The organism is Rhodococcus sp. YL-1, from assembly GCF_001942025.1.
GTDB classification, from domain to species: domain Bacteria; phylum Actinomycetota; class Actinomycetes; order Mycobacteriales; family Mycobacteriaceae; genus Rhodococcus_F; species Rhodococcus_F qingshengii.
This window is the reverse complement of sequence record NZ_CP017299.1, coordinates 6,301,498-6,325,976: the sequence shown is the minus strand read 5'-3', so window position 1 is coordinate 6,325,976 and position 24,479 is coordinate 6,301,498. Positions and strand designations below refer to the sequence as shown.

26 protein-coding genes are annotated in these 24,479 nt (G+C 62.6%); 15 read left to right on the top strand and 11 right to left on the bottom strand.

What is annotated here, in order from left to right:
• Positions 1-57: 57 nt before the first annotated feature.
• From BH682_RS29430 to BH682_RS29410, 5 genes are read right to left on the bottom strand one after another with little or no spacing between them, the layout of a single operon-like run.
• Positions 58-576, bottom strand: coding sequence for a hypothetical protein (locus tag BH682_RS29430; protein ID WP_007729094.1), 519 nt, complete (start codon positions 574-576; stop codon positions 58-60).
• 18 nt (positions 577-594) lie between these two features.
• Complete coding sequence (locus tag BH682_RS29425; RefSeq protein WP_075835059.1) at positions 595-2,058, bottom strand: aldehyde dehydrogenase family protein; 1,464 nt, start codon at positions 2,056-2,058, stop codon at positions 595-597.
• Between the two features lie 31 nt (positions 2,059-2,089).
• Positions 2,090-3,466, bottom strand: coding sequence for a glutamine synthetase family protein (locus BH682_RS29420; RefSeq protein ID WP_083954742.1), 1,377 nt, complete (start codon positions 3,464-3,466; stop codon positions 2,090-2,092).
• Complete coding sequence (locus BH682_RS29415; RefSeq protein ID WP_075835055.1) at positions 3,463-4,236, bottom strand: SDR family NAD(P)-dependent oxidoreductase; 774 nt, start codon at positions 4,234-4,236, stop codon at positions 3,463-3,465. Before BH682_RS29415 ends, BH682_RS29420 begins: the two co-directional genes overlap by 4 nt.
• Entirely contained in the window at positions 4,220-5,026 is an 807-nt protein-coding gene (locus BH682_RS29410) for a gamma-glutamyl-gamma-aminobutyrate hydrolase family protein (RefSeq protein WP_158656627.1), read from the bottom strand. The genes BH682_RS29415 and BH682_RS29410 overlap by 17 nt, the downstream gene beginning before the upstream one ends.
• Before the next feature lie 186 nt (positions 5,027-5,212).
• Between BH682_RS29410 and BH682_RS29405 the strand changes: the two genes are divergently transcribed.
• The 8 genes from BH682_RS29405 (at position 5,213) to BH682_RS29370 (ending at position 12,505) form a co-directional block, all read left to right on the top strand.
• Complete coding sequence (locus BH682_RS29405) at positions 5,213-5,935, top strand: FadR/GntR family transcriptional regulator (protein ID WP_021332595.1); 723 nt, start codon at positions 5,213-5,215, stop codon at positions 5,933-5,935.
• 98 nt (positions 5,936-6,033) lie between these two features.
• Entirely contained in the window at positions 6,034-7,464 is a 1,431-nt protein-coding gene (locus BH682_RS29400) for an APC family permease (protein WP_050655905.1), read from the top strand.
• A gap of 54 nt (positions 7,465-7,518) precedes the next feature.
• Complete coding sequence (locus BH682_RS29395; RefSeq protein ID WP_042924305.1) at positions 7,519-8,199, top strand: hypothetical protein; 681 nt, start codon at positions 7,519-7,521, stop codon at positions 8,197-8,199.
• 65 nt (positions 8,200-8,264) lie between these two features.
• On the top strand, positions 8,265-8,639 hold the full coding sequence (locus tag BH682_RS29390; protein WP_003942502.1) for a nuclear transport factor 2 family protein: 375 nt from the start codon (positions 8,265-8,267) through the stop codon (positions 8,637-8,639).
• Between the two features lies 1 nt (position 8,640).
• Complete coding sequence (locus tag BH682_RS29385; protein ID WP_075835053.1) at positions 8,641-9,597, top strand: alpha/beta fold hydrolase; 957 nt, start codon at positions 8,641-8,643, stop codon at positions 9,595-9,597.
• A gap of 33 nt (positions 9,598-9,630) precedes the next feature.
• Positions 9,631-10,587: an SMP-30/gluconolactonase/LRE family protein gene (locus BH682_RS29380; protein WP_064688073.1), complete on the top strand. Its 957-nt coding sequence runs from the start codon at positions 9,631-9,633 to the stop codon at positions 10,585-10,587.
• 68 nt (positions 10,588-10,655) lie between these two features.
• Entirely contained in the window at positions 10,656-11,714 is a 1,059-nt protein-coding gene (locus tag BH682_RS29375; protein WP_042447536.1) for a Dyp-type peroxidase, read from the top strand.
• The gene (locus tag BH682_RS29370; RefSeq protein ID WP_003942478.1) at positions 11,711-12,505 is read left to right on the top strand and encodes a family 1 encapsulin nanocompartment shell protein; all 795 of its coding nucleotides are present in this window, start codon (positions 11,711-11,713) and stop codon (positions 12,503-12,505) included. Before BH682_RS29375 ends, BH682_RS29370 begins: the two co-directional genes overlap by 4 nt.
• Here the strand turns inward: BH682_RS29370 and BH682_RS29365 are convergent.
• Genes BH682_RS29365 through BH682_RS29355 form a run of 3 tightly spaced genes read right to left on the bottom strand, consistent with a single transcriptional unit; the run spans position 12,494 to position 14,158 of the window.
• The gene (locus BH682_RS29365) at positions 12,494-12,820 is read right to left on the bottom strand and encodes a hypothetical protein (RefSeq protein ID WP_007729071.1); all 327 of its coding nucleotides are present in this window, start codon (positions 12,818-12,820) and stop codon (positions 12,494-12,496) included. The two genes, BH682_RS29370 and BH682_RS29365, sit on opposite strands and share 12 nt — an antisense overlap.
• Entirely contained in the window at positions 12,817-13,641 is an 825-nt protein-coding gene (locus BH682_RS29360) for a DUF692 domain-containing protein (RefSeq protein WP_075835051.1), read from the bottom strand. The genes BH682_RS29365 and BH682_RS29360 overlap by 4 nt, the downstream gene beginning before the upstream one ends.
• A 46-nt stretch (positions 13,642-13,687) precedes the next feature.
• Positions 13,688-14,158 (bottom strand): Lrp/AsnC family transcriptional regulator, encoded by a 471-nt coding sequence (locus BH682_RS29355; RefSeq protein ID WP_075835558.1) that lies wholly within the window; start codon positions 14,156-14,158, stop codon positions 13,688-13,690.
• Between the two features lie 154 nt (positions 14,159-14,312).
• On the opposite strand from BH682_RS29355, the gene pdhA reads away from it, so the two are divergent.
• From pdhA to BH682_RS29330, 5 genes are read left to right on the top strand one after another with little or no spacing between them, the layout of a single operon-like run.
• A complete protein-coding gene (pdhA, locus tag BH682_RS29350) occupies positions 14,313-15,440 on the top strand; it encodes a pyruvate dehydrogenase (acetyl-transferring) E1 component subunit alpha (protein ID WP_007729066.1) in 1,128 nt (375 codons plus the stop codon).
• A 2-nt stretch (positions 15,441-15,442) separates the two neighbouring features.
• Positions 15,443-16,447, top strand: coding sequence for an alpha-ketoacid dehydrogenase subunit beta (locus BH682_RS29345; RefSeq protein ID WP_075835049.1), 1,005 nt, complete (start codon positions 15,443-15,445; stop codon positions 16,445-16,447).
• Positions 16,444-17,667 (top strand): dihydrolipoamide acetyltransferase family protein, encoded by a 1,224-nt coding sequence (locus BH682_RS29340; RefSeq protein WP_075835047.1) that lies wholly within the window; start codon positions 16,444-16,446, stop codon positions 17,665-17,667. The genes BH682_RS29345 and BH682_RS29340 overlap by 4 nt, the downstream gene beginning before the upstream one ends.
• On the top strand, positions 17,667-19,061 hold the full coding sequence (lpdA, locus tag BH682_RS29335; RefSeq protein ID WP_223304393.1) for a dihydrolipoyl dehydrogenase: 1,395 nt from the start codon (positions 17,667-17,669) through the stop codon (positions 19,059-19,061). The genes BH682_RS29340 and lpdA overlap by 1 nt, the downstream gene beginning before the upstream one ends.
• 24 nt (positions 19,062-19,085) lie before the next feature.
• The gene (locus tag BH682_RS29330) at positions 19,086-20,189 is read left to right on the top strand and encodes a Glu/Leu/Phe/Val dehydrogenase family protein (protein WP_075835045.1); all 1,104 of its coding nucleotides are present in this window, start codon (positions 19,086-19,088) and stop codon (positions 20,187-20,189) included.
• Here the strand turns inward: BH682_RS29330 and BH682_RS29325 are convergent.
• The 3 genes from BH682_RS29325 to BH682_RS29315 form a co-directional block, all read right to left on the bottom strand.
• Positions 20,121-21,026, bottom strand: a complete 906-nt coding sequence (locus BH682_RS29325) for a TIGR04222 domain-containing membrane protein (protein ID WP_075835043.1) — start codon at positions 21,024-21,026, stop codon at positions 20,121-20,123. The genes BH682_RS29330 and BH682_RS29325 overlap by 69 nt on opposite strands.
• Positions 21,023-21,931 (bottom strand): TIGR04222 domain-containing membrane protein, encoded by a 909-nt coding sequence (locus BH682_RS29320; protein ID WP_075835041.1) that lies wholly within the window; start codon positions 21,929-21,931, stop codon positions 21,023-21,025. Before BH682_RS29320 ends, BH682_RS29325 begins: the two co-directional genes overlap by 4 nt.
• A gap of 138 nt (positions 21,932-22,069) precedes the next feature.
• Positions 22,070-22,747, bottom strand: coding sequence for an SDR family oxidoreductase (locus BH682_RS29315; RefSeq protein ID WP_064442880.1), 678 nt, complete (start codon positions 22,745-22,747; stop codon positions 22,070-22,072).
• Between the two features lie 77 nt (positions 22,748-22,824).
• Between BH682_RS29315 and BH682_RS29310 the strand changes: the two genes are divergently transcribed.
• Together BH682_RS29310 and BH682_RS29305 are read left to right on the top strand one after the other, a co-directional pair.
• Positions 22,825-23,751, top strand: coding sequence for a metal ABC transporter substrate-binding protein (locus tag BH682_RS29310; protein WP_047272640.1), 927 nt, complete (start codon positions 22,825-22,827; stop codon positions 23,749-23,751).
• The gene (locus BH682_RS29305; protein WP_003942501.1) at positions 23,748-24,479 is read left to right on the top strand and encodes a metal ABC transporter ATP-binding protein; all 732 of its coding nucleotides are present in this window, start codon (positions 23,748-23,750) and stop codon (positions 24,477-24,479) included. Before BH682_RS29310 ends, BH682_RS29305 begins: the two co-directional genes overlap by 4 nt.

Here is a 24,479-nt window from a genome sequence, read left to right as displayed (position 1 = left end):
ATGTGCGGCTACTGGCCAACGTCCGTAGCCGCACATCGCCGTGGTGGCACTTCGACGTCATGCAAGATGAATCTCCTGCAGCGAGATCTCACCCCGCAGCGGACGCTCTGCGACCTGTGCCAGATCAGATACGAATGTGTCCGCGATCGATCGGGTGGTGGTGAGTTGTACCGACAGAACATTGTTCGCTTGACTGCACACAGTTGCGCCGTGCCGGTACGCCACCAGCGCCACTGGATCGACGCGTTGGAAAGTCGCGGTGACGTGTAGGCCGACCTGTGGTGTCACCGGAACGAACGGGCCGTGGTCCGTCTTGATACGAACTATCCCGATGATCTTGTTGAGACGCTTGATCAACATGGCGTCGGAGATCGTTGCCGGGCAACGGTACGCGATCGACATTCCGGTGACTCCCGGCGATGTCACGGACACCCACGTCGACAGGCTGACAACCTCGACGCCGAGCTTCCACCCCAGCGACGAAATACGTGCGAGAACTGCCGCGGTATCGTGGCATTCGACGACCATGGTGCCCACCCGACTCGTATCGGTGCCCACCCGAGCCGCTTCACCCATTTCCTCGACCTCCTCCGCCTAGAGAGGAAGTCCGGGCGCATCGACCCCGACGATTCTCGATCCCCGGAAGAAGTCGAGAAGCTCGTTGTCGCCGTGTGCGCCGATACCGCTTCCGCCCCAGAAACTCTGGGTCGAGTGGTCGTCGAGGTCCAGGAGGCTGGTGCTGTTGATCTTGTTCTCACCGCAATCGATTCGGGTCGCAAGTTCACGAGCGCCGTCCACGTCGGCGCCGAACACGTATCCGGCCAGGCCGGTATCGAGAGCGTTGGCCTCGAGCAGCGCCTGCTCTTCGGTAGATGCTCGGTGCACGGTCAGGATCGGCCCGAAGGTCTCCGTCTTGGTGTGCTCCGACGAGATTCCGTGCACCACTGTCGGTGGGAAGAACCATCCGGGATCGTCAGGCACGGGGGTGCTCGAGACGGCCGTGCCGCCCACGCCTCGGAGGAACTCGACGGTAGCCCGCATCCGTTGGAGTTGAGGCTCGTTCGCCTGCGGACCCATCGTGGTGTTGTCGTCATCGGTTCGGCCGAGTGCGATTTCGGCCGTGCGGTCGAGTATTGCGTCGACAAGCCGGTCGTGAAGGTGCGGCGGCACGAAGACGCTTCCCGGACTCTCACACCATTGCCCGTTGAGTTTGGTGAACCCGTCGACGAGTGCGGTGGCAGTCAGATTGATGTCGGCGTCGGCGCGGATGATCACGGGGTTGTTGCTGCCGAGCTCGAGTTGAAGAGCCTTGAAATCGGTAGAAGCTGCAGCGGCGATGGAACTACCGGCTGCTCGGCCGCCGGTGAACGCCAGTGCTCGGATTCGTCGATCGGAGGCCAGTAGATGCCCGACGTCCCCGCCTCCGTGAACGAGTTGAAACAGAGCTTTCGGTGCGTCGAGTTCGGCGATGGCACGCGAGATCGCCTCTGCAAGCACATTGGGTCCTGACGGAGCCCAGTTGGAGGGCTTGGCGATGACAGGAGCGCCTGCGGCCAATGCGAATGCGGTCTTTTTGGCGGTGATGAAGCTCGGTGCGTTCCACGGTGCGATCACAGCGGTCGGGCCCCACGCCAGCCGATGTAAATGTGCACCTGACGGCAACTGCTCGAACCCGGAGGAGTTCTTCAGATGCTTTGCAGCACTGCGGAATAGATCAGGAAGCCCGCCGGCGAAAAGTGTGCTGATCGAAAGCGGAAGGCCGTTGTTCTTGGAGTCCTCACGAGCGATCGCCGCAGTCCGTTCTTCGACAAGTTCAGCAGTTCTCTCGAGTAGGCGCACCCGGTCGGCGACCGATCGACGGGTCCAGACACCCGATCGGTGAAGTTCTGTCGCGGCGGTGATCGCCCTCTCCACCTGTTCGGTGGAGGACGAGAGTTGGGCTTGCAGTTTCTCTCCGGTGTCGGGATCGGTGAGAAATTCGCCGAGTTCGATAGCCGGTGTTTCGACGTTTCCGTCGATCGTGTTGTTCTGGGGCACGAGTGAGCATGAAGTGGTCATGACTGTCCTTCGTGGCGAAATCGTTTGTAGGTCAGATGTTGTCGAGGTAGCGTTCGCGTTCCCAGTCGGTGACCGCGGACATGAAGGAATCCCATTCGTCCTTGGCGACCGCCGCATAGTGCGATACGACCTCGGCGCCGAACGCCGCGAGTGCGAACTCACTGGCCTCGAGCGCACGCGCCGCCTCGTCGAGTGTGCCGGGCAGCGGTTGTTGCTTCACCTTCTCGAGTGTGTCTGTGTCGCTGTATCCGTCGCGTCGTACCGGTGCGCCGGGATCGAGCTTTCGTGTCAGACCGTCGTTCATCGACGCCAGAACGGCGGCGAGTGCGAGATACGGATTTGCGTCCGCCCCTGGCAGTCTCATTTCGAGACGGTTGGCGGACGGTGCCCCGGTGATGAGTCGGCAGGTGGTGGTCCTGTTGTCGAAACCCCAGGTCAAGCCGTTCCCCGAGAAATCGTGGCTGGCTCTGGTCCGGCGCATCGAGTTGATGGTCGGCGTGTAGAACAGCATGAGTTCCGGGCAGTGCTCGAGAACTCCGCCGACGGCGTGCAGCAGTTCGGCGCTCGCGGTGTTTTCTGCGCTTTCGTCGTGGAACGGGAAGGTGTCGTCGCTCCGCATGGACGCGTGAATATGACACGACGAGCCCATGCCGTCGGTGCTCGGGCGTGCCATGAAGGTCGCAGTGAGCCCTTCGGCCGCAGCAACGTCGTGGACGACCTGCTTGAATAGCACATGGCGGTCGGCCATCTCGAGGGCGGTTCCGTATTCGAGGTTGATCTCCCACTGGCCCAGGCCGTATTCGACCTGAGAGACCTCCACGGGAATCGCGCTCTCCTCCAACGCGGTTCGTACCTTGCGGAAGAAAGGTTCCATCGCGTTGCCGGCGGTGATGGTGTAATCCGAGGGCACCAGGGTGGTGGGTTCGAGATCCCGATAGCCGCTGCGCCGCAATGAGTCGGGGGTACCTCGGTAGAGGTGGAACTCGAGTTCCGTTGCCGCGTAGACGGTGTGGCCGTCAGCTTCGAGCTTGTCGATCTGTTTGCGCAGGATCGTGCGCGGTGCGATCGGGACCATCTCGCCGGTATGTTCGTCGACCGAGTCAGCGATGACGATGGCAGTGGACTCGAGCCACGACGCGCGTCGCAGTGTTCCCAGGTCAGGTTGCAGGCGGAAGTCATGCCAGCCGGTGTGTCCGCCGGCGTAGTCGACAACGAGTTTGTCCATGCGTTGGCTGGCATCCCAGGCATACACACAGGTGCACACATGCAGACCCTCGTCGATGTTCGCGAGGAAAATTCGCGTCGGGACTCGTTTGCCGATCAACCGTCCGTAGAGGTCGATACCGGCGATGAGGACGGTGTCGATGTCGGACTCGGCGAGCTCGGCCGTGGTGAGCCGGCCTTTCATCGGGCAAGCCATCCGCCGTCGACGGGCAGCTGGACTCCACTGATGTAGGAGGCGTCGTCGGAGAGCAGGAAGGAGACTGCAGCACCCATGTCCTCGGGGCGGCCGACGCGCGGCACCAGGAGCCTGGACTTCATGAAGTCGAGAACTTCGCCGGAGGAGACGTCGATGCCAGGCAGGAAGGCGGTGGGGACCGGCCCGGGGGCGATCGCGTTGACTCGTACGTTGTACCGCGAGAGTTCGACGGCCAGAGCCTTCGTCAGCATCTTCACTCCACCCTTCGACGCGTTGTAGTGGACCTGTGCGAAGCCCTGGGAGGACACGACCACGTCCGCTTCCACCGTCGACAAGTTCACCACAGCGCCGCTGTTGCCGTCGCGGAAGTACGGGGTGGCGATCTGCGTGACGATGAACATGCCCTTGAGATTGACGTCGAGGACGAGGTCCCACTCTTCGTCGGTGAGGTTCTCGAGAGAACTCATCGTGATCAGGCCGGCGTTGTTGACGAGGTAGTCGAAGCGTCCCCATTCGGCGACGGTGGCTTCGAAAGCGGCGCTCACGGCGGCGCGGTCGCGCACATCGGCCTCAAGGGCGAGCGCGGGTGTGCCGTAATGCGATTCGATAAGTGCGACGGTCTCCTTTGCACTTTCGATGTGAAGGTCCACGACCGCGACGCGGGCACCGTCGGAGGCGAGGCGCAGCGCGATGCCGCGGCCGATTCCGGAGCCTGCACCGGTGATCAGGGCAACCTTGTTCTCATGCGTACGTGACATTGTTGTCTTCCATTCTGTGATGATCGATCTGGTGAGAAGAATTGGTCCGACGGGAGGTTGCAGCGTCGACGAGCCACGAGAAGAGCGGGTCGATTTCGACGAAGAATTCGGGGTGCCACTGCACGCCCACCACGGGGCGATCGTCGGCCTGGATGGCTTCGGCGACGCCGTCGAGCGCGCGTCCGACGATCCGGAGTCCGTTCCCCGGGGCATCCACTGCTTGGTGGTGAAGGCTGTTCACGTGAATGCTGTTGCCGTACAGACTGTATGGGATGGAGCCGGATTCAAGGGCGACCTGTTGTGGTCGGTAGGAACGCGGATAGCCGAAGAAGCTGTGCGCCTCACCGGCGTCGGTCGGAAGGTCGGCAATCAGAGTGCCCCCGCGGGCGACGTTGACGACCTGGTGTCCTCGACATACACCCAGGATCGGCAGTCCGATTTCCCAGGCTGCATCGACCAGGGCGAACTCGAATTCGTCCCGAGCGGGGTCGATCATCGAGGAGTTTGGTCCGGGGGTGCGGCCGTATCGCCTGGGGTCCACGTCGGAACCACCGCTGAGGACGAGGGCGTCGAGATGCTCGACGATTCGGCGCGGATCACTGTGGATGCTCAGCAGGATCGGTTGACCACCGGCGGCGCGGATCTTCGACGGAAAATCGGTGAAGAACATTTCCATCAATGCGTCGCCGACGACGTTCGGTAGTGACGGCCCGCCTCGGTCGACGCGGCCGGTGACTCCGATCAGGGGCATGGCGGGGAGTGCCTCCGCCGTCATCGTGAATTGGGTCATAGGGGCGAGCATAGAACCATTGAATGGCTTTTCGCTAGGGTTTGGCTTGTAAAGTTGGGGTAACGGGTTCGAAGTGCCGCGCGCTGCTGTATCTATTCAAGGACAGTTGCGAATGGGAGCGTTCGATTTCGTAGGTCAAGACGAAGCTGAAGAGTCGGTCCAGGCACCGAGTAGGGGGTACGAGACGTGCAGATCGACAAGCTGCCGGCCATCGAATTCATGGTCAGTGCACCGACGTTGGGGGAGGATATCGCTCGACGCTTGCGACTGCTCATTCACAGCGGCGCGCTCAGCCCCGGTGATCGCCTGCCGTCCGAGCGTGAACTGTCTCAGCAACTCGAAGTCGGTCGAGTCAGTGTGCGAGAAGCGGTCCGAATCCTTCAGGCGATGGGATACATCGAGGTGCGGCGAGGAGCCACGGGCGGATCGTTCGTTTCGGAGTTGACCAGGCCTTATGAAGACTGGGTTGGCCAGTTGAAAGCGCGAGAAGCAGACATCGACGAGATCGTCGACCTCCGTATCGGGTTGGAAATGCGCACGGCAAGCCTCGCGGCGGTCCGGCGAACCGATCGTCATCTTCTCGAGTTGCTCGAATCCATTGAGCAATTGGGGGTTTCCGGAAGTCGGGGATCGTTCCGGGCTTGTGACGCCAGGTTCCACGGCGGTATCGCCAGAGCGGCGGGAAACAGCAGGTTGGAGGCCGCTGTGGTCGAGGCTCGCGGCGAAATGTTCGTCCCCGTCGATCATCTCGTGTTCGAAGACCAGGTCGAGGCTTCGAGGGTGGAGCACAAGGAAATCTTCGAGGCGATCAAGCGGGGCGACAGCGCTCGCGCGGCGGAGGCAATGGAACGTCACATTCTGCACGCAAAAGACGAGCTCAAACGCTTGGCGCTGCAGGAAGAAGGCTGACGGGAGCGCGACGAACGGACGGTTCGTCCCGTTTTTCGCAAGTAAAAGTTTTGTGAATTGGGTCCCGAATCGACTTCAATGGTTCTAACATCGCCCGTATGACCCATACTTCCGTCAATGCTTCACGTGATGCATCCGGCGATGACCGAACTCTTCGAGGCTCGCTGGGTACCGGCTCGATAGTCCTCATGGTCGTTGCCGCAGCTGCTCCCCTGACTGTGATCAGTGGTCTTGTGCCGCTGGGTATTTCCGGTGGCAACGGTGCGGGCTTCCCCATGACCTTCGCCGTGACAACCGGTGTACTTCTGCTCTTCGCCGTCGGGTTCACCGCGATGTCGCGTTACATCCCGGGAACCGGAGCGTTCTATCTCTACATCGGACATGGTCTCGGCCGTGGTGCCGGCGTCGGCAGTGCGATGTTGGCCCTCGTCAGTTACAGCACAGTGCAATTGGCCGTATACGGCTACCTCGGCCCGGCAATGAGTTCGTTGATCACCTCCTACGGTGGTCCGGAGGTGCCGTGGTGGATCTTCTCGCTCGCCTCGTTGGCTCTGGTAGCCGTCCTCGGATTTCGTCATATCGAATTGTCGGGCAAGGTGCTCGGCATCCTGTTGATCGCAGAGGTCGGGATCGTAGTCGTACTCGACGCTTTCATCATCGCCGACGGTGGTCCGGAAGGCCCGTCGACAGCAATGTTCTCTCCGTCGGAAATATTCTCCGGATCCCCCGGCGTCGCATTGGTATTCGCGCTTGCCGGTTACATCGGTTTCGAGTCGACGGCGATCTTCCGTGACGAAGCGAAGGATCCCGCGCGGACTATCCCGCGAGCGACATACGCCGCCTTGATCCTCATCGGCGGCTTCTACGCTCTCTCCAGTTGGGCGGTTGTGACAGCCTGGGGCGACAAGGGTGCAGTGGACATTGCGGGTACTGACCCCGACGGCATGCTGATCACCACTGCCACCGACTTTGCCGGAACGGTGACAGCCCACCTGATTCAAATTCTGTTGGTGTCCAGTCTCTTTGCCGCAGTTCTGTCTCTCCACAATGTCTTGGCCAGATACATCTTCGTTCTGTCGAACACCGGCGTTCTGCCGGGCGCAGGTGGGCGGACGCACCGCGTGCATGGTTCGCCGCACATCGCGTCAGTGGTGCAATCCTGCTGTGCTCTGGTACTTCTCGGAGCTTGCATCGTCATCGGTCTGGATCCGGTGACACAGATCTTCGCGTGGTTCGCCGGCGTTGCAACGGTGGGGATCGTGGCTCTCATGTTGCTCACGTGCCTTGCGGTGCTCGTCTTCTTTCATCGTACGAAGGTCGATCAGCGATTCTGGCACACCAAACTTGCCCCGAGCTTGGGCCTTGTCGGGCTGATCGGATTCGCGATCGCCATTGCCGGAAACCTTCCGCTCCTACTGGGCGGCAACATTCTGGCCGTGGTGATGACCGGGGTGCTGGTGCTCGCGTTTGTCGGTGGATTCCTCTATGCGCGACGACGGAAGCAAGTGAGCTTCGAACTTCCGTCGTGAGAGGGCTTTCGGTGAAATGATGGGTGCACCCGCACTCGAGAAAGCAGGACTCCCATGACGTTCGCGGATCTGGACGGTGACGAACTGTGGAGTTACCTGACGGAGCGTTCAGGATTGCCCGGCCCGCGCGCGAACCTTGGGCTCATGCTCGAGTTCGCGCGCGGCGCCGATGACGACGACATCCTGCTGGCGGCGGAGTCCGAGGACGAATACATCCGCTGCTGTGGGATCGTCGGGCTCGGATTCATCCTTGTTCGTTCACGCGACAAGGCTGTTCTGAACAGTCTCACGGAGGCAACCACCAGTGCGTCGTGGCGTGCACGTGAAGCTGCCGCGATGGCCGTTCAGGCGATAGGCGACACGGATCCGCAATTATTGCGGGCGATCATCGAGCAGTGGTCACGCTCCGCCCATCCATTGACGCTGCGCGCAGCGGCTGCGGGGATCTGCGAGCCACGGTTGCTGAAGGACAAGACCAACGCTGCGCTGGCCGTTCAGGTGTGCCGAGACGCTACCGAGTGGATCGTCTCGCAACCGGCTGATTCCCGTCGTGACGCCGACACACGGACTCTCCGGCAGGCGCTTGGATACTGCTGGAGTGTCGCGGTTGCGGCGGATCCGGAGAATGCCCTGCCGGCATTCGTCTCCCTGGGGGCGTCGGACGACACCGATGTCGTCTGGATCGTGCGGGAGAACCGGAAGAAGGCTCGCCTGCGCAAGGTGCTCGAAAGCTGACCCGTGGAACAGAGTCGTAGGTTATCCTCAGAATTAGAACCTGTTCTAACTACGAGGGGTAGACCATGGCACCGTCCGCAGAGGTAATCCGCAAGACCGTCGACGCCTACATCGAGACCGTTGCGACGGGCACTGCTGCCCAGGTTGTGGCCCTGTACGCAGAGGGTGCAACGGTCGAAGACCCGGTTGGTACCGACGTGCGCACCACCCGCGAGTCCATTCTCGAGTTCTACTCCGTGATCGAGAATTTCGACCAGGAAGCTCACCTTCAGACCCTCCGCATCGCCGGAAACGAAGCGGCATTCCACTTCTCGCTGATCACCAAGCTCGGCGAGCAGACTCTGACCATCGCACCCATCGACGTCATGACCTTCGACGACGACGGAAAGATCCTGTCGATGCGTGCATTCTGGAACCAGGAAGACATGATCACCGCCTGACATGACGGTCAAGACGATCGACGTCGACGGATTCTGTTGGCAGATCGACGATTCCGGTTCCGGGACAGCTGTGGTCATGTGCCACGGCTTTCCCGGCCTCGGATACAGCTATCGCCATCAGTCGGCAGCGTTGGCGGAAGCGGGTTTTCGGTCGATTGCACTCGACATGCCCGGTTACGGCGGCACTACCCGCCCCGACGCGATCGAGGACTACACCAACGACGCCGTCGCGAACCGGCTGATCGACCTACTCGACGCTCTCGGAATCGACAAAGCGGTGTTCGTCGGACACGATTTCGGCGCTCCGGCCGCGTGGACGACAGCGCTTCGTCACCCCGATCGCGTTGCGGGACTGGTCTCCTTGGCGGTTCCCTATGCGCCGGACAGATTCCCGGCCAAGCCCTCGGCCATCTACGCCGCTCTGGCGCGCAAGCACTTTCTGCACATTCACTATTTTCAGGAACCGGGTGTCGCGGAGCGCGAACTCGACGCCCGTCCACGTGAATTCCTTCAGCGGCTCTTCCACGCCTTGTCCGGGGCTTACCGGTACCTCGATGTGTGGAAGAACCCCTCCGAAGGAAACGGCTATCTCGACGTACTTCCCGAGGCGCCGGCGTTGCCGTGGTCGTGGCTCACCGAGGATGATTTGGATGTCTATGTAAAGGCCTTTACTGCAACAGGTTTCACCGGTGGCTTGAACTGGTACCGAGCGTATGACGCCAATTGGGAACGCAGCGCGGATCTGGACGGCGCGCACGTCGAGGTCCCGACGCTCTTCGTTGCGGGCGCGGAAGACCCGGTCATCGCGATGAGCGGTCCCAAGGCATTGGACCGAATGAAGGACACCGTCCCCGACCTGCGGGGTGTACATCTCCTCGGCGGTGCGGGGCACTTCGTACAACAAGAACACGCTGCCGAGGTCAATGAACTTTTGATCTCTTTCCTTCGGTCGCTCTAGGCGAAATCGGGCCGAAGGTCTAGCGTTGCGCAGATGCGCACCAGGATCTTCGATCGCGGTATTCGGGTAGGTATCACCGGTGCTCTTGTTGCCGGTTCGCTTCTGGCTCTGGGCGTGTCCGGTGCCGCCGCCGCTCCGCCTTGCCCTGGATCGTCACCCGCCATACTCAGCGCCCAGATTCCGGGTGCGGCGCTCGAGGGTGTCACGGTGGACGGGCAAGGGCGCCTGTATACGACCGACCTGGTGAGTGGGCGGATCTTCCGCGTCGACGGGCCTGGTCAGGCCGCAGTTCCGATCGCGACGGTTCCCGGCGGTGCGGGCGCACTCGCGTGGAGCACGGACGGTTCACTGCTGGTGGGTACCGGAGCAAACGCCGGCGTGCTGATCGGCGATCTGACGCGTGCTGCGTCGGTCGCGCGGGTGGACGTGAACTCGGGCGCCGTGACGCCGATAGCCGGTGGTCTGAGCGCTGCAAACGGCCTTGCCGTCGCGCACGACGGGACAATCTACGCCACCAACGATTTCGGTTCGCTGATCGGAAAGGTCAGCCCGAATGGTTCCGTCGACCCGGCGTGGGCAACCTTCCCGAGTGCAAACGGCGCTGCCCTGAGCGCCGATAATCGCTGGCTCTACGTTTCGCGCACGTTCGCAAACCCGGGTGTCAGCCGCATCTCCGTGGACAATCCGGGATATTCGGAGTCGTTGGTCGATCTCGGTGGTTTCGAAACCTTTTCTGCCCCAGATGGTTTGACCTTGGACTCGCGAGATCGCGCAATTGTTCCCACGGACATCAGTGGTGAGGTGTGGCGGATCGACGGACCCGGCCAGTACTGCTCGCTCACCAGCGGACTGCAAGCGTCGAGTGTGTTGACCTACGGGCGTGGCAATTCCGGTTTCGCGGCCGGGCATCTCTACCGCGCCGGGTTCGACGGAAAGATCTTCGAGATTCCGGCCGGCTTCGACGCGGGCGCCCAGGCCGCAACCCCCTGACGCGACACCCTGACGCGACTTACCCACTACTGATGCCGGGACTGCCGGAATCGTCCATACTGGTCTGCATGGCGGAAACGAGTGAGATCGACGAGGCCGAAGTGGCCCTTCCCGCGATACCGCAGCCGTTGCTGACCCCGCTCACGGAAGCTGCGATCTTCCTGGTTTTCACCATCGACGAGGGTGGTGAGCAGGCAGTTCACGATGTTCTGGCGGATATTTCCGGGCTGCAACGCTCGATCGGATTCCGGGTTCCCGCCGGTGGCTTGGCTGCCGTCGTCGGCATCGGTTCGGATGCGTGGGACCGACTTTTCGACGGTCCACGGCCGGCGGAATTGCATCCGTTCGTCGAGTTGACCGGTGACAAACACCACGCCCCGCGCACGCCGGGCGATCTGTTGTTTCACATCCGGGCCCGTCAGATGGACCTGTGCTTCGAGTTCGCCACGGTCGTGACCAACAGGTTGGCCGGGGCCGCGTCGGTGATCGACGAGGTCCACGGGTTCAAGTATTTCGAGCAACGCGACCTCATGGGTTTTGTCGACGGTACCGAGAACCCGTCCGGGCAGGCCGCTTACGTCGCGGTCACCGTCGGTGACGAGGATCCGGATTTCGCAGGCAGCAGTTACGTCATCGTCCAGAAGTACCTCCACGACATGTCGGAGTGGAACTCCCTGCCCGTCGAGGAGCAGGAGAACGTCATCGGACGCTCCAAGCTCGAAGATCTCGAGATGGACGACGACACCAAGCCGGCCAACTCCCACACCGCACTCACCGTCATCGAGGACGAATCCGGTGAGCAGATCCAGATTCTGCGCGACAACATGCCGTTCGGCCACGTCGGCTCCGCTGAGATGGGTACCTATTTCATCGGTTACTCGGCGTCGCCGACGGTCACCGAGCAGATGCTCACCAACATGTTCATCGGGAATCCCGTCGGCAATTACGACCGCATTCTCGATTTCTCCACCGCCGTCACCGGAATCAATTTCTTCGTTCCGACGGCGGACTTTCTCGACGATCCCCCGGACTTACCGACCAGGCTCGTTCCCGAAGCGACGTTCACAGCGCCCATCTCTGACGGTTCTCTCGGAATCGGCAGCCTCAAAAGGAGTGCCCAGCAATGACAAACCTGCACCGCGACCTAGCACCCATTTCGGCAGCAGCCTGGGCCGAGATCGAAGAAGAGGCGAGCCGTACATTCAAGCGTCACGTCGCCGGTCGTCGTGTCGTGGATGTGGAGGGACCGTCGGGTGACGATCTCGCGGCCATCCCACTCGGGCATCAGGTGCCGATCAATCCCTTGGCCGACGGCGTCATCGCACATGCTCGTCAGTCCCAGCCGATCATCGAACTGCGGGTCCCGTTCACCGTCAGCCGTCAGGCCATCGACGACGTCGAACGCGGCGCCAAGGACTCCGACTGGCAGCCCGTCAAGGACGCGGCCAAGCAGATCGCGTTCGCCGAGGACCGCGCCATCTTCGAGGGATACCCCGCAGCCAGCATCACCGGCGTGCGGGCCAGCGGTTCCAACCCGGAACTGAAGCTACCCATCGACGCCAAGGACTACCCGGAAGCCATCAGCCAGGCGATCACGTCGCTGCGCTTGGCCGGTGTCAACGGACCGTACTCACTGCTCTTGAATGCAGATGCGTTCACCGCGATCAACGAGACCTCCGATCACGGCTACCCCATCCGCGAGCACCTGCGACGCGTCCTCGACGGCGAGATCATCTGGGCCCCGGCCATCGACGGCGCTTTCCTGCTGTCGACGCGTGGCGGTGACTACGAATTGCACCTCGGCCAGGACCTGTCCATCGGCTATCTCTCGCACGATGCGAACTCCGTCGAGCTGTACTTCCAGGAATCGATGACGTTCCTCATGTACACCAGCGAAGCTGTTGTCTCACTTGCGTGAGACCTTTCGAAACCTCTGATACCAGGGTGGGCGAGGCAGTTCGCCGATGTCCTGGAGATGGGCGACAAAGGCCTGGGCATCCGCATGCGAAGACGACTTCGGTCGCCCGTCCGCCCACGCTGTGAACAACTGAAGATAACGATCGCCGAGAGTGTGGCGCACGACCGGAAGGTGGTGCGCCACTTCTCCTGCGCGCTTTCGGAGCAGCGCCGCCGAGACAACGGCGGCTTCGTCTTTGTCGAAGCCTTCGGGCAGTTCGCCACCCGCCACCAGTGCGCGAATCAGCGCCTCTTGACGCTCACCGAGCGTGCTCATGTGCGTGACCAATCGGTGCCCGCGGTGATGCGATCCAGACCAGCTGCGTCGGCGATGGCATCGAGCTCGTCGAGCAATTCCAGTGCCGGCGGATAGTTTCCGTCGCGCTCGAGCATGATGGCAGGATGGTGACCGGCGGCGGTGAACTGCGCAAGGAGTTCCAGCACGGCTTCGGGTACCGGATCGGTGTGCGTGTCGTGGTATCTGCCGTCGCTGATGCTGCCACCGGCGATGTGGCAGTATGCGATTCGCTCGAGTGGTAGCCGGCTCAGCTCGGCCCAGGGATCACGCCCTCGGTTGAGGGCATTGGCATAGACGTTCGCGATGTCGAGAACCAGCAGGGCTCCGGTGCGCTCGACGATCTCCGCGAGAAACTCACCTTCGGTCAACTCGTCGTCCGGCCAGTCGAACAGGGCGGCAACGTTTTCGACGGCGAACGGCACCGGTAGACCGTCCTGAGTCCGGGTGATGTTGCGTACCAGGGCGTCGACGGCTTCGTAGGTGCGCGGAAGTGGGAGCAGGTGGCCGGCCTCGATGCCGCCTGCACGCACGAATGCGATGTGCTCGCTCGCCAAGGGAGCGCCCAGTAGCTGGGATGCACGCGCAAGGTGATCGATCCGTGCCTGATCTACCGCCTCGGCCCCGCCAAGTGAGAGCGAGATTCCGTGCGGGATCACCGGAACTCCGAGCGAGCCGAGGTGCGGCGGTATCTCGTTTCCGACGGATTCGGCAATGACTTCGCAGAATGCCAGGCCGTCGAGTTGCGCGATGATTCCGGAGACCTCGGGGCGCCAACCGATTCCCAGGCCGTGCAGGGTCATTCGAGTCACCTCCCGTGTGCAACTGCTAACGGCGACTATAGACGGATCAGCCGGGCAGCCAGTTGGGTCCCGGACCGTTGCCTTCTTCGAAGATCAGCCACGTTTTGGTCGAGAGAACCCCGTCGAGTCCCTGGAGTTCTTCGAGAACGGTGTGGCGTAGTTCCTGGTTGTCCGGGGCACGGACCAGCACCAGAACGTCGAAGTCGCCGCCGAGGAGGGAGAAGTGCTCGACAAACGGCAGGGCCTTCAAGGACGCCGCCAGACCTCGCCACGAGTGCTGCCGGATCGAGAGTGCCACGTACGCCGAGGAGCCGAGTCCGGCCTTCTCATGGGCGATCCGCGTCGTGAATCCGGTGATGATTCCGGAGTCCTCGAGCCTTTCGATGCGGACGTAGGCGTGAGCGCGGGATATGTGCGCCTTTTCAGCCAGTGCACGCATGGAGATGCGACTGTCTGCGGTCAGTTCGGCGATGATGCGGCGGTCGATCGCATCGAGAGCGTGCGGTTCGGTGGCCATCTGTCCATTCCTGGTTCGGTAGTCGAGTCGGTTGATGGACATATTGCTGCCCGAATCCTCATGATAGGCCGTTTGTCTTGAATCCTCGACGCTTGCTGCCATTACGTCGCCGAAGTGCGAATACTGATGGACACAACGTCTTCTGGAGGTAGAAGTGACACTTGTCGAGCCCTTGGGGGAACTGCGGTATCAGAAGTTCCTGCCGGCCGATTCTGCGGTGCAGTACCTCGACCCTGCCGGAGAACTGACGCGCAGCGAGGCCCGCTACGCAAAACCGAGCGACGATCGCCTGATCGCGATGTATCGAAAGATGTTCCTGGGCAGACGCTTCGACCAGCAGGCTACGGCGCTGACCAAACAGGGGCGCCTGGCCGTGTATCCGTCCTCGCGAGGGCAGGAGGCATGTCAGATCGCGGCAGCGATGAGTCTGGAGCCGAGTGACTGGCTCTTCCCCACCTACCGGGATTCGATGGCGTTGGCCGCCAGGGGTGTCGATCCGGTGCAGATTCTGAGCATGCTCGCCGGCGACTGGCACTGCGGATACGACCCGGTCGCACTGCGCAGTGCGCCGCAGTGCACCCCGCTGGCAACGCAATTGCTGCATGCAGCGGGGGTGGCCTACGGGGAGTCTCGACGGGGCTTGAACACCGTCGCCTTGGCGCTCTGTGGTGACGGCGCCACCAGTGAGGGCGATTTCCACGAGGCGCTGAACTTCGCCGCCGTCTTCAAGGCGCCGGTGATCTTTCTGGTGCAGAACAACGGATTTGCGATCAGCGTGCCACTGTCGCGCCAAAGCGCAGCACCGACGTTGGCGCACAAGGGCGTCGGCTACGGGATCGGCAGCGAGCAGGTAGACGGCAACGATCCCGTCGCGATGATGGCCGTCATGGACGAGGCAGCGCGCTTCGTTCGCAGCGGAAACGGACCGGTGATCGTCGAGGCACACACTTATCGCATCGACGCACATACCAATGCAGACGACGCCACCCGCTACCGCGACAGCGCCGAGGTGGAAGCCTGGCTCGGGCGAGATCCGTTGCCGCGTCTCGAAAAGTATCTGCGCGCACACGATCTGATCGACGACGCGTTCGTGGAATCACTGACCGCAGAGGCAGAAGCAGAGGCCGCCACACTACGCGCCGGCATGAACGTCGACCGCCCGCACGATCCGCTCGATCTGTTCCGGTACGTCTTCGCCGAGCAGACACCGCAATTGCGTGAGCAACAAGCCCAACTCGAAACCGAACTTGCCGCCGAAGCCGCTGACACAGGGGGACACTGACCATGCCCATGCTCACGATGGCTCAGGCCCTCAACACCGCGCTACGCGACTCTCTGGCTGCGGACGACAACGTTGTCGTCTTCGGTGAGGACGTCGGCACCCTGGGCGGCGTTTTCCGCGTCACCGACGGCCTCACCCGCGACTTCGGCGACGACCGATGCTTCGACACTCCCCTCGCCGAGTCCGGCATCATCGGATTCGCAATCGGCATGGCCATGGCCGGTTTTCGTCCGGTCGTGGAAATGCAGTTCGACGCGTTTGCCTATCCGGCGTTCGAGCAGATCGCCTCCCATGTGGCGAAGATCCGCAACCGCACCAAGGGCGCGCTGTCGATTCCGATAGTCATTCGTGTTCCTTTTGCCGGCGGTATCGGCGGGGTGGAGCATCATTGTGATTCCAGTGAGGGCTACTACGCGCACACACCCGGACTGAAGGTTGTGGCGCCGTCCACGGTGGAAGATGCGTACTCGCTGCTACGTTCGGCAATCGAGGACCCCGACCCCGTGATCTTCCTCGAGCCCAAGAAGCTGTACTTCGCGCGAGCAGATGTCGAACTGACCGCACGCGAGCCGATCGGTCGCGCCGGCGTCCGTCGCCCCGGTCGTGACGCGACGCTCATCGCCTACGGTCCGTCCGTGGATGTTGCACTGAGGTCCGCCGAGGCCGCTGCAGCCGAGGGCCGGGACATCGAGGTGATCGACATCCGCTCGATAGTGCCGTTCGACGACGAGACGGTCACCGCATCGGTGCGAAAGACCGGACGCTGCATCGTTATCCAGGAAGCGCAGGGTTTTGCCGGTGTGGGTGCAGAAATTGCTGCCCGCGTGCAGGAACGGTGTTTCCACCATCTCCATGCCCCGGTGCTCCGGGTCAGCGGCTTCGACATCCCCTACCCCGCTCCCAAGCTCGAGCGTCACCACTTGCCCAGCGTCGACCGTGTCCTGGACGCCCTCGACCGTCTGCAGTGGAACGACACTCCCGACACCCGTTGGGCGGTGACGGCATGACCAATCAGGTATTCATGCTCCCCGACCTCGGCGAAGGACTGGCGGAGGCCGACATCGCGGAGTGGCACGTCAAGGTCGGCGACGTGGTCACCATCGATCAGATCGTCGTCGAGGTGGAAACTGCGAAAGCTGCTGTGGATGTGCCCATCCCGTTCGCCGGGACCGTGATCGAACTACACGGCAAAGACGGAGACACCCTGAAGGTGGGCACACCGCTGATCACCGTGAGTGGTGGCGACAGTGTCGACGCGGTCGTTTCGGCCAACCACGAGCGCTACCGCGAAGAGGAACGCGCCGGTTCGGGCAACGTCCTGATCGGCTACGGCACCAGCGAGGATGCACCGAGACGCCGTCGCAGAGCGGCTCCGTCGGTACGCGTGATCTCGCCGATCGTTCGTAAACTGGCCTCTGACAACGATATCGACCTGTCCTTGCTCTCCGGGTCGGGTGCCGGCGGGGTGATCACGCGTGCTGACGTCGAGGCCGGGTCGAACACCGGCCCGGAGACGGAAACGTCGCACGTGAGCGACCAACGCATCCCGATCAAGGGACTACGCAAGGTGGTGGCCGACAAGCTGTCCACCAGCCGCCGCGAGATCCCTGACGCGACAACCTGGGTCGACGTCGACGCCACCGAACTGTTGGCGGCGCGAGCCGAGATCAACAAGTCACTGCCCGATTCCGACAAGATCAGCCTGATGGCGCTCCTGGCTCGGCTGACCATCGCGGCGTTGGCGCAGTACCCCGAACTGAACTCGTCGGTCGACACGGCTCGAGGTGAGATCGTCCGACACGCCCGCACCCACCTGGGGATCGCCGCGCAGACACCGAAAGGATTGATGGTGCCGGTCATTCGTAATACCGATTCACTGAGCACAGTCGAACTCGCACAGGCACTTCGGGTGACCACCGGCCTTGCCCGCGACGGCAAGCTCGAACCCACCCGCCTGACCGGCGGCACGTTCACGCTCAACAACTACGGGGTATTCGGGGTCGACGGATCGACTCCGATCATCAATCACCCCGAGGCGGCAATTCTGGGGATCGGACGCATCATCGACAAGCCGTGGGTCGTGAACGGCGAGTTGACCGTTCGTAAGGTCACTCAGATCTCGTTGAGCTTCGACCACCGCGTCTGTGACGGAGGCGAAGCCGGCGGATTCCTCAGGCTGTTCGGTGACTACATCGAGAACCCGATCCGCGTCCTGGGAAGGCTCTGATGACCAAGGCTCCGATGACAACTGCAGAACCCCACAGCGACGTCGTGATCCTCGGTGGAGGATCGGGCGGCTATGCCTGCGCCATCCGCGCCGCCCAACTCGGATTGTCGGTCACGCTGATCGAAGCGGACAAGGTCGGCGGAACGTGCCTGCACCGCGGATGCATCCCGACCAAGGCACTGCTGCATTCCGCCGAGGTGGCCGATTCGGCACGCACCAGTGAGCAATTCGGTGTCCGGGCATCTTTTGCCGGCATCGACGTCGCGCAGGTGCACGACTACAAGAACGGGACAGTCGAGCGGCTGTACAGCGGTCTGCAAGGCTTGTTGGCGCAACACAAGATCACCATCGTCAACGGATACGGGACGTATGTCGGTGGGCGAAGCATCGACGTCGACGGAACCCGCTACACCGGAACATCACTCGTTCTGGCCACCGGCTCGTATCCGCGGGAACTCCCCGGCATCGAACTCGGCCGACGGATCGTCACCAGCGACCAGGCACTCGAACTCGACCGGGTGCCCACCAGCGCAACGGTACTCGGTGGCGGTGTCATCGGCGTCGAGTTCGCAAGCCTCTGGCGCTCGTTCGGCGCCGAAGTAACGATCGTCGAGGCACTCCCCCGACTGATCGCCGCCGAGGATCCGTGGTCGTCGAAGCAGCTGGAGCGGGCATATCGGAAACGTGGAATCGTCTGTAAGACAGACACAAAGGTCGATTCCGCGAAAGAAGCAGCCGGTTCCGTCCGCATCGAACTAAGCGACGGAACGATACTCGACACCGACCTACTGTTGGTCGCCGTCGGCCGCGGACCCCGCACGGACGGTAGCGGTTTCGAAGAACGCGGAATCAACCTCGACAAGGGATTTGTCGTCACCGACGAACGCCTCCGTACGTCCGTGGACGGTGTGTACGCGGTCGGCGACATCGTGCCCGGTCTTGCGTTGGCGCACCGAGGTTTCCAACAAGGAATCTTTGTGGCTGAACAGATTGCCGGCAAGGATCCGATTCCGGTCGCCGAACACCTGATTCCTCGCGTGACGTACTCACATCCCGAAGTTGCATCGGTCGGGCTCGACGAAGAGGCGGCGCGCACGCAGTACGCCGACGTCTCCACCGTCATCTACGACCTGGCAGGTAACGGCAAGAGTCAGATCCTGCGAACTACCGGCGGAATCAAAGTGATTCGAAGCGGAACGAAAGGCCCTGTTGTCGGAGTTCACCTGGTGGGAGACCGCGTCGGCGAACTGATCGGTGAGGCGCAGTTGGCCGTTGCCTGGGAAGCAGTTCCCGATGAAGTGGGGCGTTTCATCCACGCGCATCCCAGTCAGAACGAGGCGTTGGGCGAGGCCATGCTCGCACTCGCGGGAACACCACTGCACGCCCACAACTGACCCGGAGACAGAAAAGGAGATTCAATGAGTATCGACGACGAACTGCGCTGGGACGGTGAACTGACCGTCACTCGCCATGATCGGGAGACCGACACGACTTTCGTGATTCGAATCGACTCCACCCGTCTGGGACCGGCGTCGGGTGGCACGCGGGCCGCTTACTATCCCTCGATCGGCCACGCTCTGGCGGACGCCGGGAAGCTCGCGGGTGCGATGACTTTGAAGATGGCGGTCTCCGACCTGCCGATGGGTGGCGGGAAGTCGGTAATAGCGCTACCTGCACCGCGCAATCAGATCGACGCCGCAACCTGGACGCGTATCCTCGGCATCCACGCCGAGAACATCGACAAGCTCGAAGGAAACTACTGGACTGGTCCTGACGTCAACACCAACTCTTCCGACATGGATCAGCTCAGCCGCACCACCAAATACGTCTTCGGGCGTTCGGTCGGCAACGGTGGCGCCGGTTCCAGCGCGCACGCCACCGCTCTGGGTGTGTTCGAAGCGATGAAGGCCACGGCGCGTCGCCGAGGACTCGGAACACTCGACGGCCGAACGGTACTGGTACAGGGGCTCGGCGCCGTCGGCGGCGACGTCGTCCGTCTCGCAGCGCAGGCTGGCGCACGTCTGCTGGTTGCCGATACGGACCCGCAGCGCCTCGAGGCGGCTTCTCTCGCGGGGCACACGGTCGTTCCTGCCGGCGAGGTCCTCCGAACACCGTGTGACCTCTTTGCCCCCTGCGCGATGGGAGGCATCATCGATTTCGCTGCGGCTGCGTCGATTCCGACTATGGCCGTGGCGGGCGCAGCAAACAACATCTTGACCGATGCCGCTGCCGGTGAGGTTCTGCGAGACCGCGGGGTTCTCTGTGCCCCTGATTTCGTCGCGAACGCAGGCGGAGCCTTTCACCTCGTGGGGCGAGAAGTCTTGGGGTGGAACGAAGACGACGTCGTCGAACGAACCCGCGGGATCGGTCGAACCTTGGACGAGGTGTACTCGTTGAGCGAGGAACGTGGCATCACTACCGAGGCCGCAGCGCTTATGCTCGCCCGGGCGCGGCTATCCCCCGCATCCACCGCCGCCGCCACATCCGCCACCCCCGCTGCAGCTGCCGCCTCCCCCGTCTGAACCGCCACCGTCCGAACCCCCGCTACTTCCGCTGCCGTCGGCACCGATTCCGGCGGCGGAGGCCAAGGCGGGATTGATCATCAGCATCGCCGAACCGGCGAAGAGAGCAGCGGACATTCCCGCCAAACGCGGTCCGTAGGCGGAGAAGGCAGGCTTGTTGCGCGGGGACAGGTAGGCGTGTGCCGTGGTCAGTTCCGAACGTGCCGCCTTGCCAGAGGTGGTTCGATCGAAGTTGAGCCCGAGCAGCGGGATGCTGAACCCGGTGACGAGTACGGCGAGAATCAGAAACTCGACGGGCTTGTCGTTGTGCAGTCCGAAAGCAATGCGGACGATACCCACGGCCACCAGGATCTTCAGCGGAACTGTGGAGAGAAAGATTGAACGCCTGGTGCTGTCGGAGGTCAGGTATCCCCGGTCCGCCAAAGAGTTTCGTAGGCGAGCTGTTTCCACCGTCATACGCTCGGCGAGTTGGCGCCGACGATGGGGTAGAGCCTGCTGGGCCAGGCGCTGGTACACGGTGAGGGTGTACCAGTCCAGGGTCTCGTCGCCAGGGCCCAACGGGCGCAGGACAGCGCCGTCGGTGGTGATCAGGTCAGCGCTACGCAGGATTGCCAATGATGCTGCGATGGCGCGTGACTCGCCGGTGAGCATTCCGACTTCCGGAGGCGTCAGTTGCTCGGCGGAATACCCGTGCTCGGTTGAGTACCCGTGCCGGCGTGCCCGGATCATCAGACGCCACCCCAGAGTGAGAACCATGAGCGTGGCCGCAACGGCTATGTAGCCGTAGAGGAAATCCTCGCTGGGGATCCCCCACGTGTCGGCTGCATGCGTGCTCATCCCCCACACCCCCCGCCGCCGCAACTGCTCCCACTGCCGCCACCGCCGTCCGAGCCGGATGATCCGGATGAGGAGCCACAACTGTAGTAGCTCGAACTTCCGCCACCCGGGCTGTACGCGGCGCCCGCAGCTACCGCTCCCGCCAGCGCCGGATCGATCAGAACCAGAGCGCCCGCACCGAAGAGCGCCGCCGACAGCCCGGCGAGCGAGGGACCGTAGCTCGTGTACGCGGGCCGCAGTTTCGGTGAGAGGTACGAGTTTTCGTGCTTGAGGCGTCGAAGCTCGCTGTCTCCCAAAGCTGTCCGACGACGCTTGATGCGAAGAAGTGGAATCATCAGAGCGAGAACGATGATGGTGAGGAGCAGGAACCCGACCGGCTTACCGCCGGCGATTCCGGCGACGAGACGGACTGCGCCGAGAGCAATGACCGCCACGATCGGAACGGTCCGAAGGGCAGCGGTCAGACCGTCCTGCTGGCGTTGCAAATATCCCTCGTCGATCAACGTCGTACGTAGTTGTGCGAGTGCGACGTTCAGCCGTCCCATCAGACGCACCTGCCGCAGCGGGACCTTTCCGTTGCCGAGCCGCTTGTGCACCGTACGGGTGAACCAGTCGAGACGATTCTTGTCCTCCGCAGTGAGTGCCAGCTTGGTCTTGCCTTCGGTGCTGATCAGCTCGGCGCTGCGCAGAATAGCCATCGACGCCAGCACCGCTTGGTAGTCACTGGTCAAGGCACCGATCTCGGGAGGAGTGAGCGGCCGACGGACAGCGTCGACGACCACCGGTGACCGGCGCGCAGTCATTCGGCTGTACAGCGAGAGTCCGATCGCGACGGCAGCCGCCACCAGGTACCACTGAAGGAAAGTCTGGCTGGGGATCCCCCATGTATCCGTATGATCATGCATCGCACACCACCTCTCGATGAACTCCTGAGACAAGTCCAGTCTCTTTGTCCGACAACTGATGTCAGTATCGGGCCAGTGCCCGGAAAAGCGATATCCGGATGGCCATCGTCACCATTCCGTTACCGCCGAACTGGGGATTTACCGGCCGGTAGGTCGAAGCACGATCTCCGTGGGGTGTGCGTCGGACGGTGTTTCGACGGCAGTGAGTACGGCACGCGCCACAGTGGAGGCTTTCAGGAAGCGCTCAGGGTCGTACTCGTCGCCCTCACCCGCGACGATGTCGCGCTGCATGTCGGTGTCGATCCGTCCGGGGTGAATGGAGGTGACCCGAAGTGCCGGCTCTTCCAGGCGCAACGCATCTCCGAAAGCGCGCAGGGCGAACTTGCTGGCCGCATACGAGCCCCAACCGGCGTTGGCGCGCAGTCCGGCACCCGAATTGATCAGCACGACGTGACCTCCGGCCGCACGAAGCGCGGGCAGGAGAACCCGCGTGAGTTCGGCGACGGCGATGACGTTTGCCTCTAGGGTGCGTCGCCACTGATCGACCGAGGATTCCTCGATGGTTCCGATGTCGGCCACGCCGGCGTTGTGTACCAGCACGTCGAGCGTCGTGATGGACGAGGCGGCGGCGGCGGCGGCGTCGTAGTCCGTGAGGTCGAGGGGTAGAGGCGTCGATCCGGGCAGTTCGGCGCAGATCGGCTCGAGGGCCTGCGCGGATCGTGCACCGAGCAGCAGGTCGTGTGTCGGCGCCAGTTCGCGTGCGATGGCAGCTCCGAGGCCGCGACTGGAACCGGTGATCAAGGCAGTAGGACGCATGGTGCGAGCCTATCGAGTGAGGATTGTTCGGCTAGACGAACTTGTGTATTTGTTTACCCACATATTAGAGTTCGACCATGACGACACGCGACGCGAAGAACTTCCGCCGCCTGGGAATTGCCGCCCTCGCCGCCCTGCTTCTGTCCAGCTGTTCTGCGGTGAGTTCTGGCTCCGACGACGACCGCCCGGTGGTGCTCACCACGTTCACCGTGCTGTCGGACATCGCCCAGAACGTTGCCGGCGATCATCTTCGCGTCGAGTCGATCACCAAGGCGGGGGCCGAAATTCACGGCTACGAGCCGACGCCCGGAGACATTCGGCGGGCGAGCGAAGCCGATCTGATCCTCGATAACGGCATGAACCTCGAGGCGTGGTTCGCGAAATTCGTCAACGGACTGGACGTGCCACACGTCGTGGTCAGCGACGGCGTCGAAGGCATTCCGATCGCCGGCGACGCGTATGCGGGCAAGCCCAATCCGCATGCATGGATGTCTCCGTTGAATACGCAGATCTACGTCGACAACATGGTGACTGCTTTCAGCGACCTCGACCCGGACAACGCCTCGGCATTTGCGGAGAACGGCGCGAAGTACAAGGCGGAACTGCAAGCAGTTCAGGACGGCCTGGTCAGTGGGCTGGCGGCATTGCCCGCAGGTCAGCGTGCACTCGTCAGTTGCGAGGGTGCGTTCTCCTATCTGGCCAGGGACGCGGGACTCAGCGAGGCGTACATCTGGCCGGTCAATGCCGAGCAGCAGGCGACGCCGCAGCAGATCATCGCCGCGATCGACTTCGTCCGAGCCAATTCCGTTCCCGCCGTCTTCTGCGAGTCGACGGTCTCGGATGCCCCCATGCAGCAGGTTGTCGGGGCGACCGGCGCGAAGTTCGGCGGAACGCTGTACGTCGATTCGCTGTCCGAAGCCGACGGTCCCGTGCCCACCTATCTGGACATGATTCGCCACGACACCGACGTCATCCTCGGCGGTCTGACCGGCGGTAAATCATGAACGAAGCCATTCGCGTCGAAAACGTCAGCGTTCACTACGGCGAGGTCCACGCACTGGACCACGTCGATCTGACGTTGAACTCGGGTAGCGTCTGCGGACTGATCGGCATGAACGGTTCAGGAAAGTCGACTCTGTTCAAAGTGATCATGGGGATGATCAAGCCGGACAACGGTTCTGTCAGAATCGCCGGTCTCGACGCAGCCACAGCGCGCAAGAGCGGCCGCGTCGGATACGTGCCGCAGAGTGAAGACGTCGACTGGACCTTCCCGATCAGCGTCCGTGACGTCGTGATGATGGGCAGGTACGGTCACCTCGGATTCTTGCGACGTCCGCGGCGTGCAGATCGCGAGGCGGTGGCAGAGGCCCTCGAGCGGGTGGAACTCACCGAATTTGCGGATCGTCAGATCGGTCAGCTCTCGGGTGGTCAGAAGAAGCGCGCGTTCGTCGCACGCGGCATCGCGCAGGACGCGTCGATACTGTTGCTGGACGAGCCGTTTGCGGGCGTCGACAAGCGTTCCGAGGCAACGATTTCTACGCTGCTACGAGAGTTGGCTTCCGACGGCCGGTCGATCTTGGTCTCGACCCACGATCTCCACGCTGTGCCGAAACTCTGCGACGAGGCGGTACTGCTCATGCGCAAGGTCCTGGTGCATTCCGACCCGGACACCGTGCTGCAACCGGAAAACCTCGCCCTGGCTTTCGGTCTCGACGTGATGGACAGGACCTGA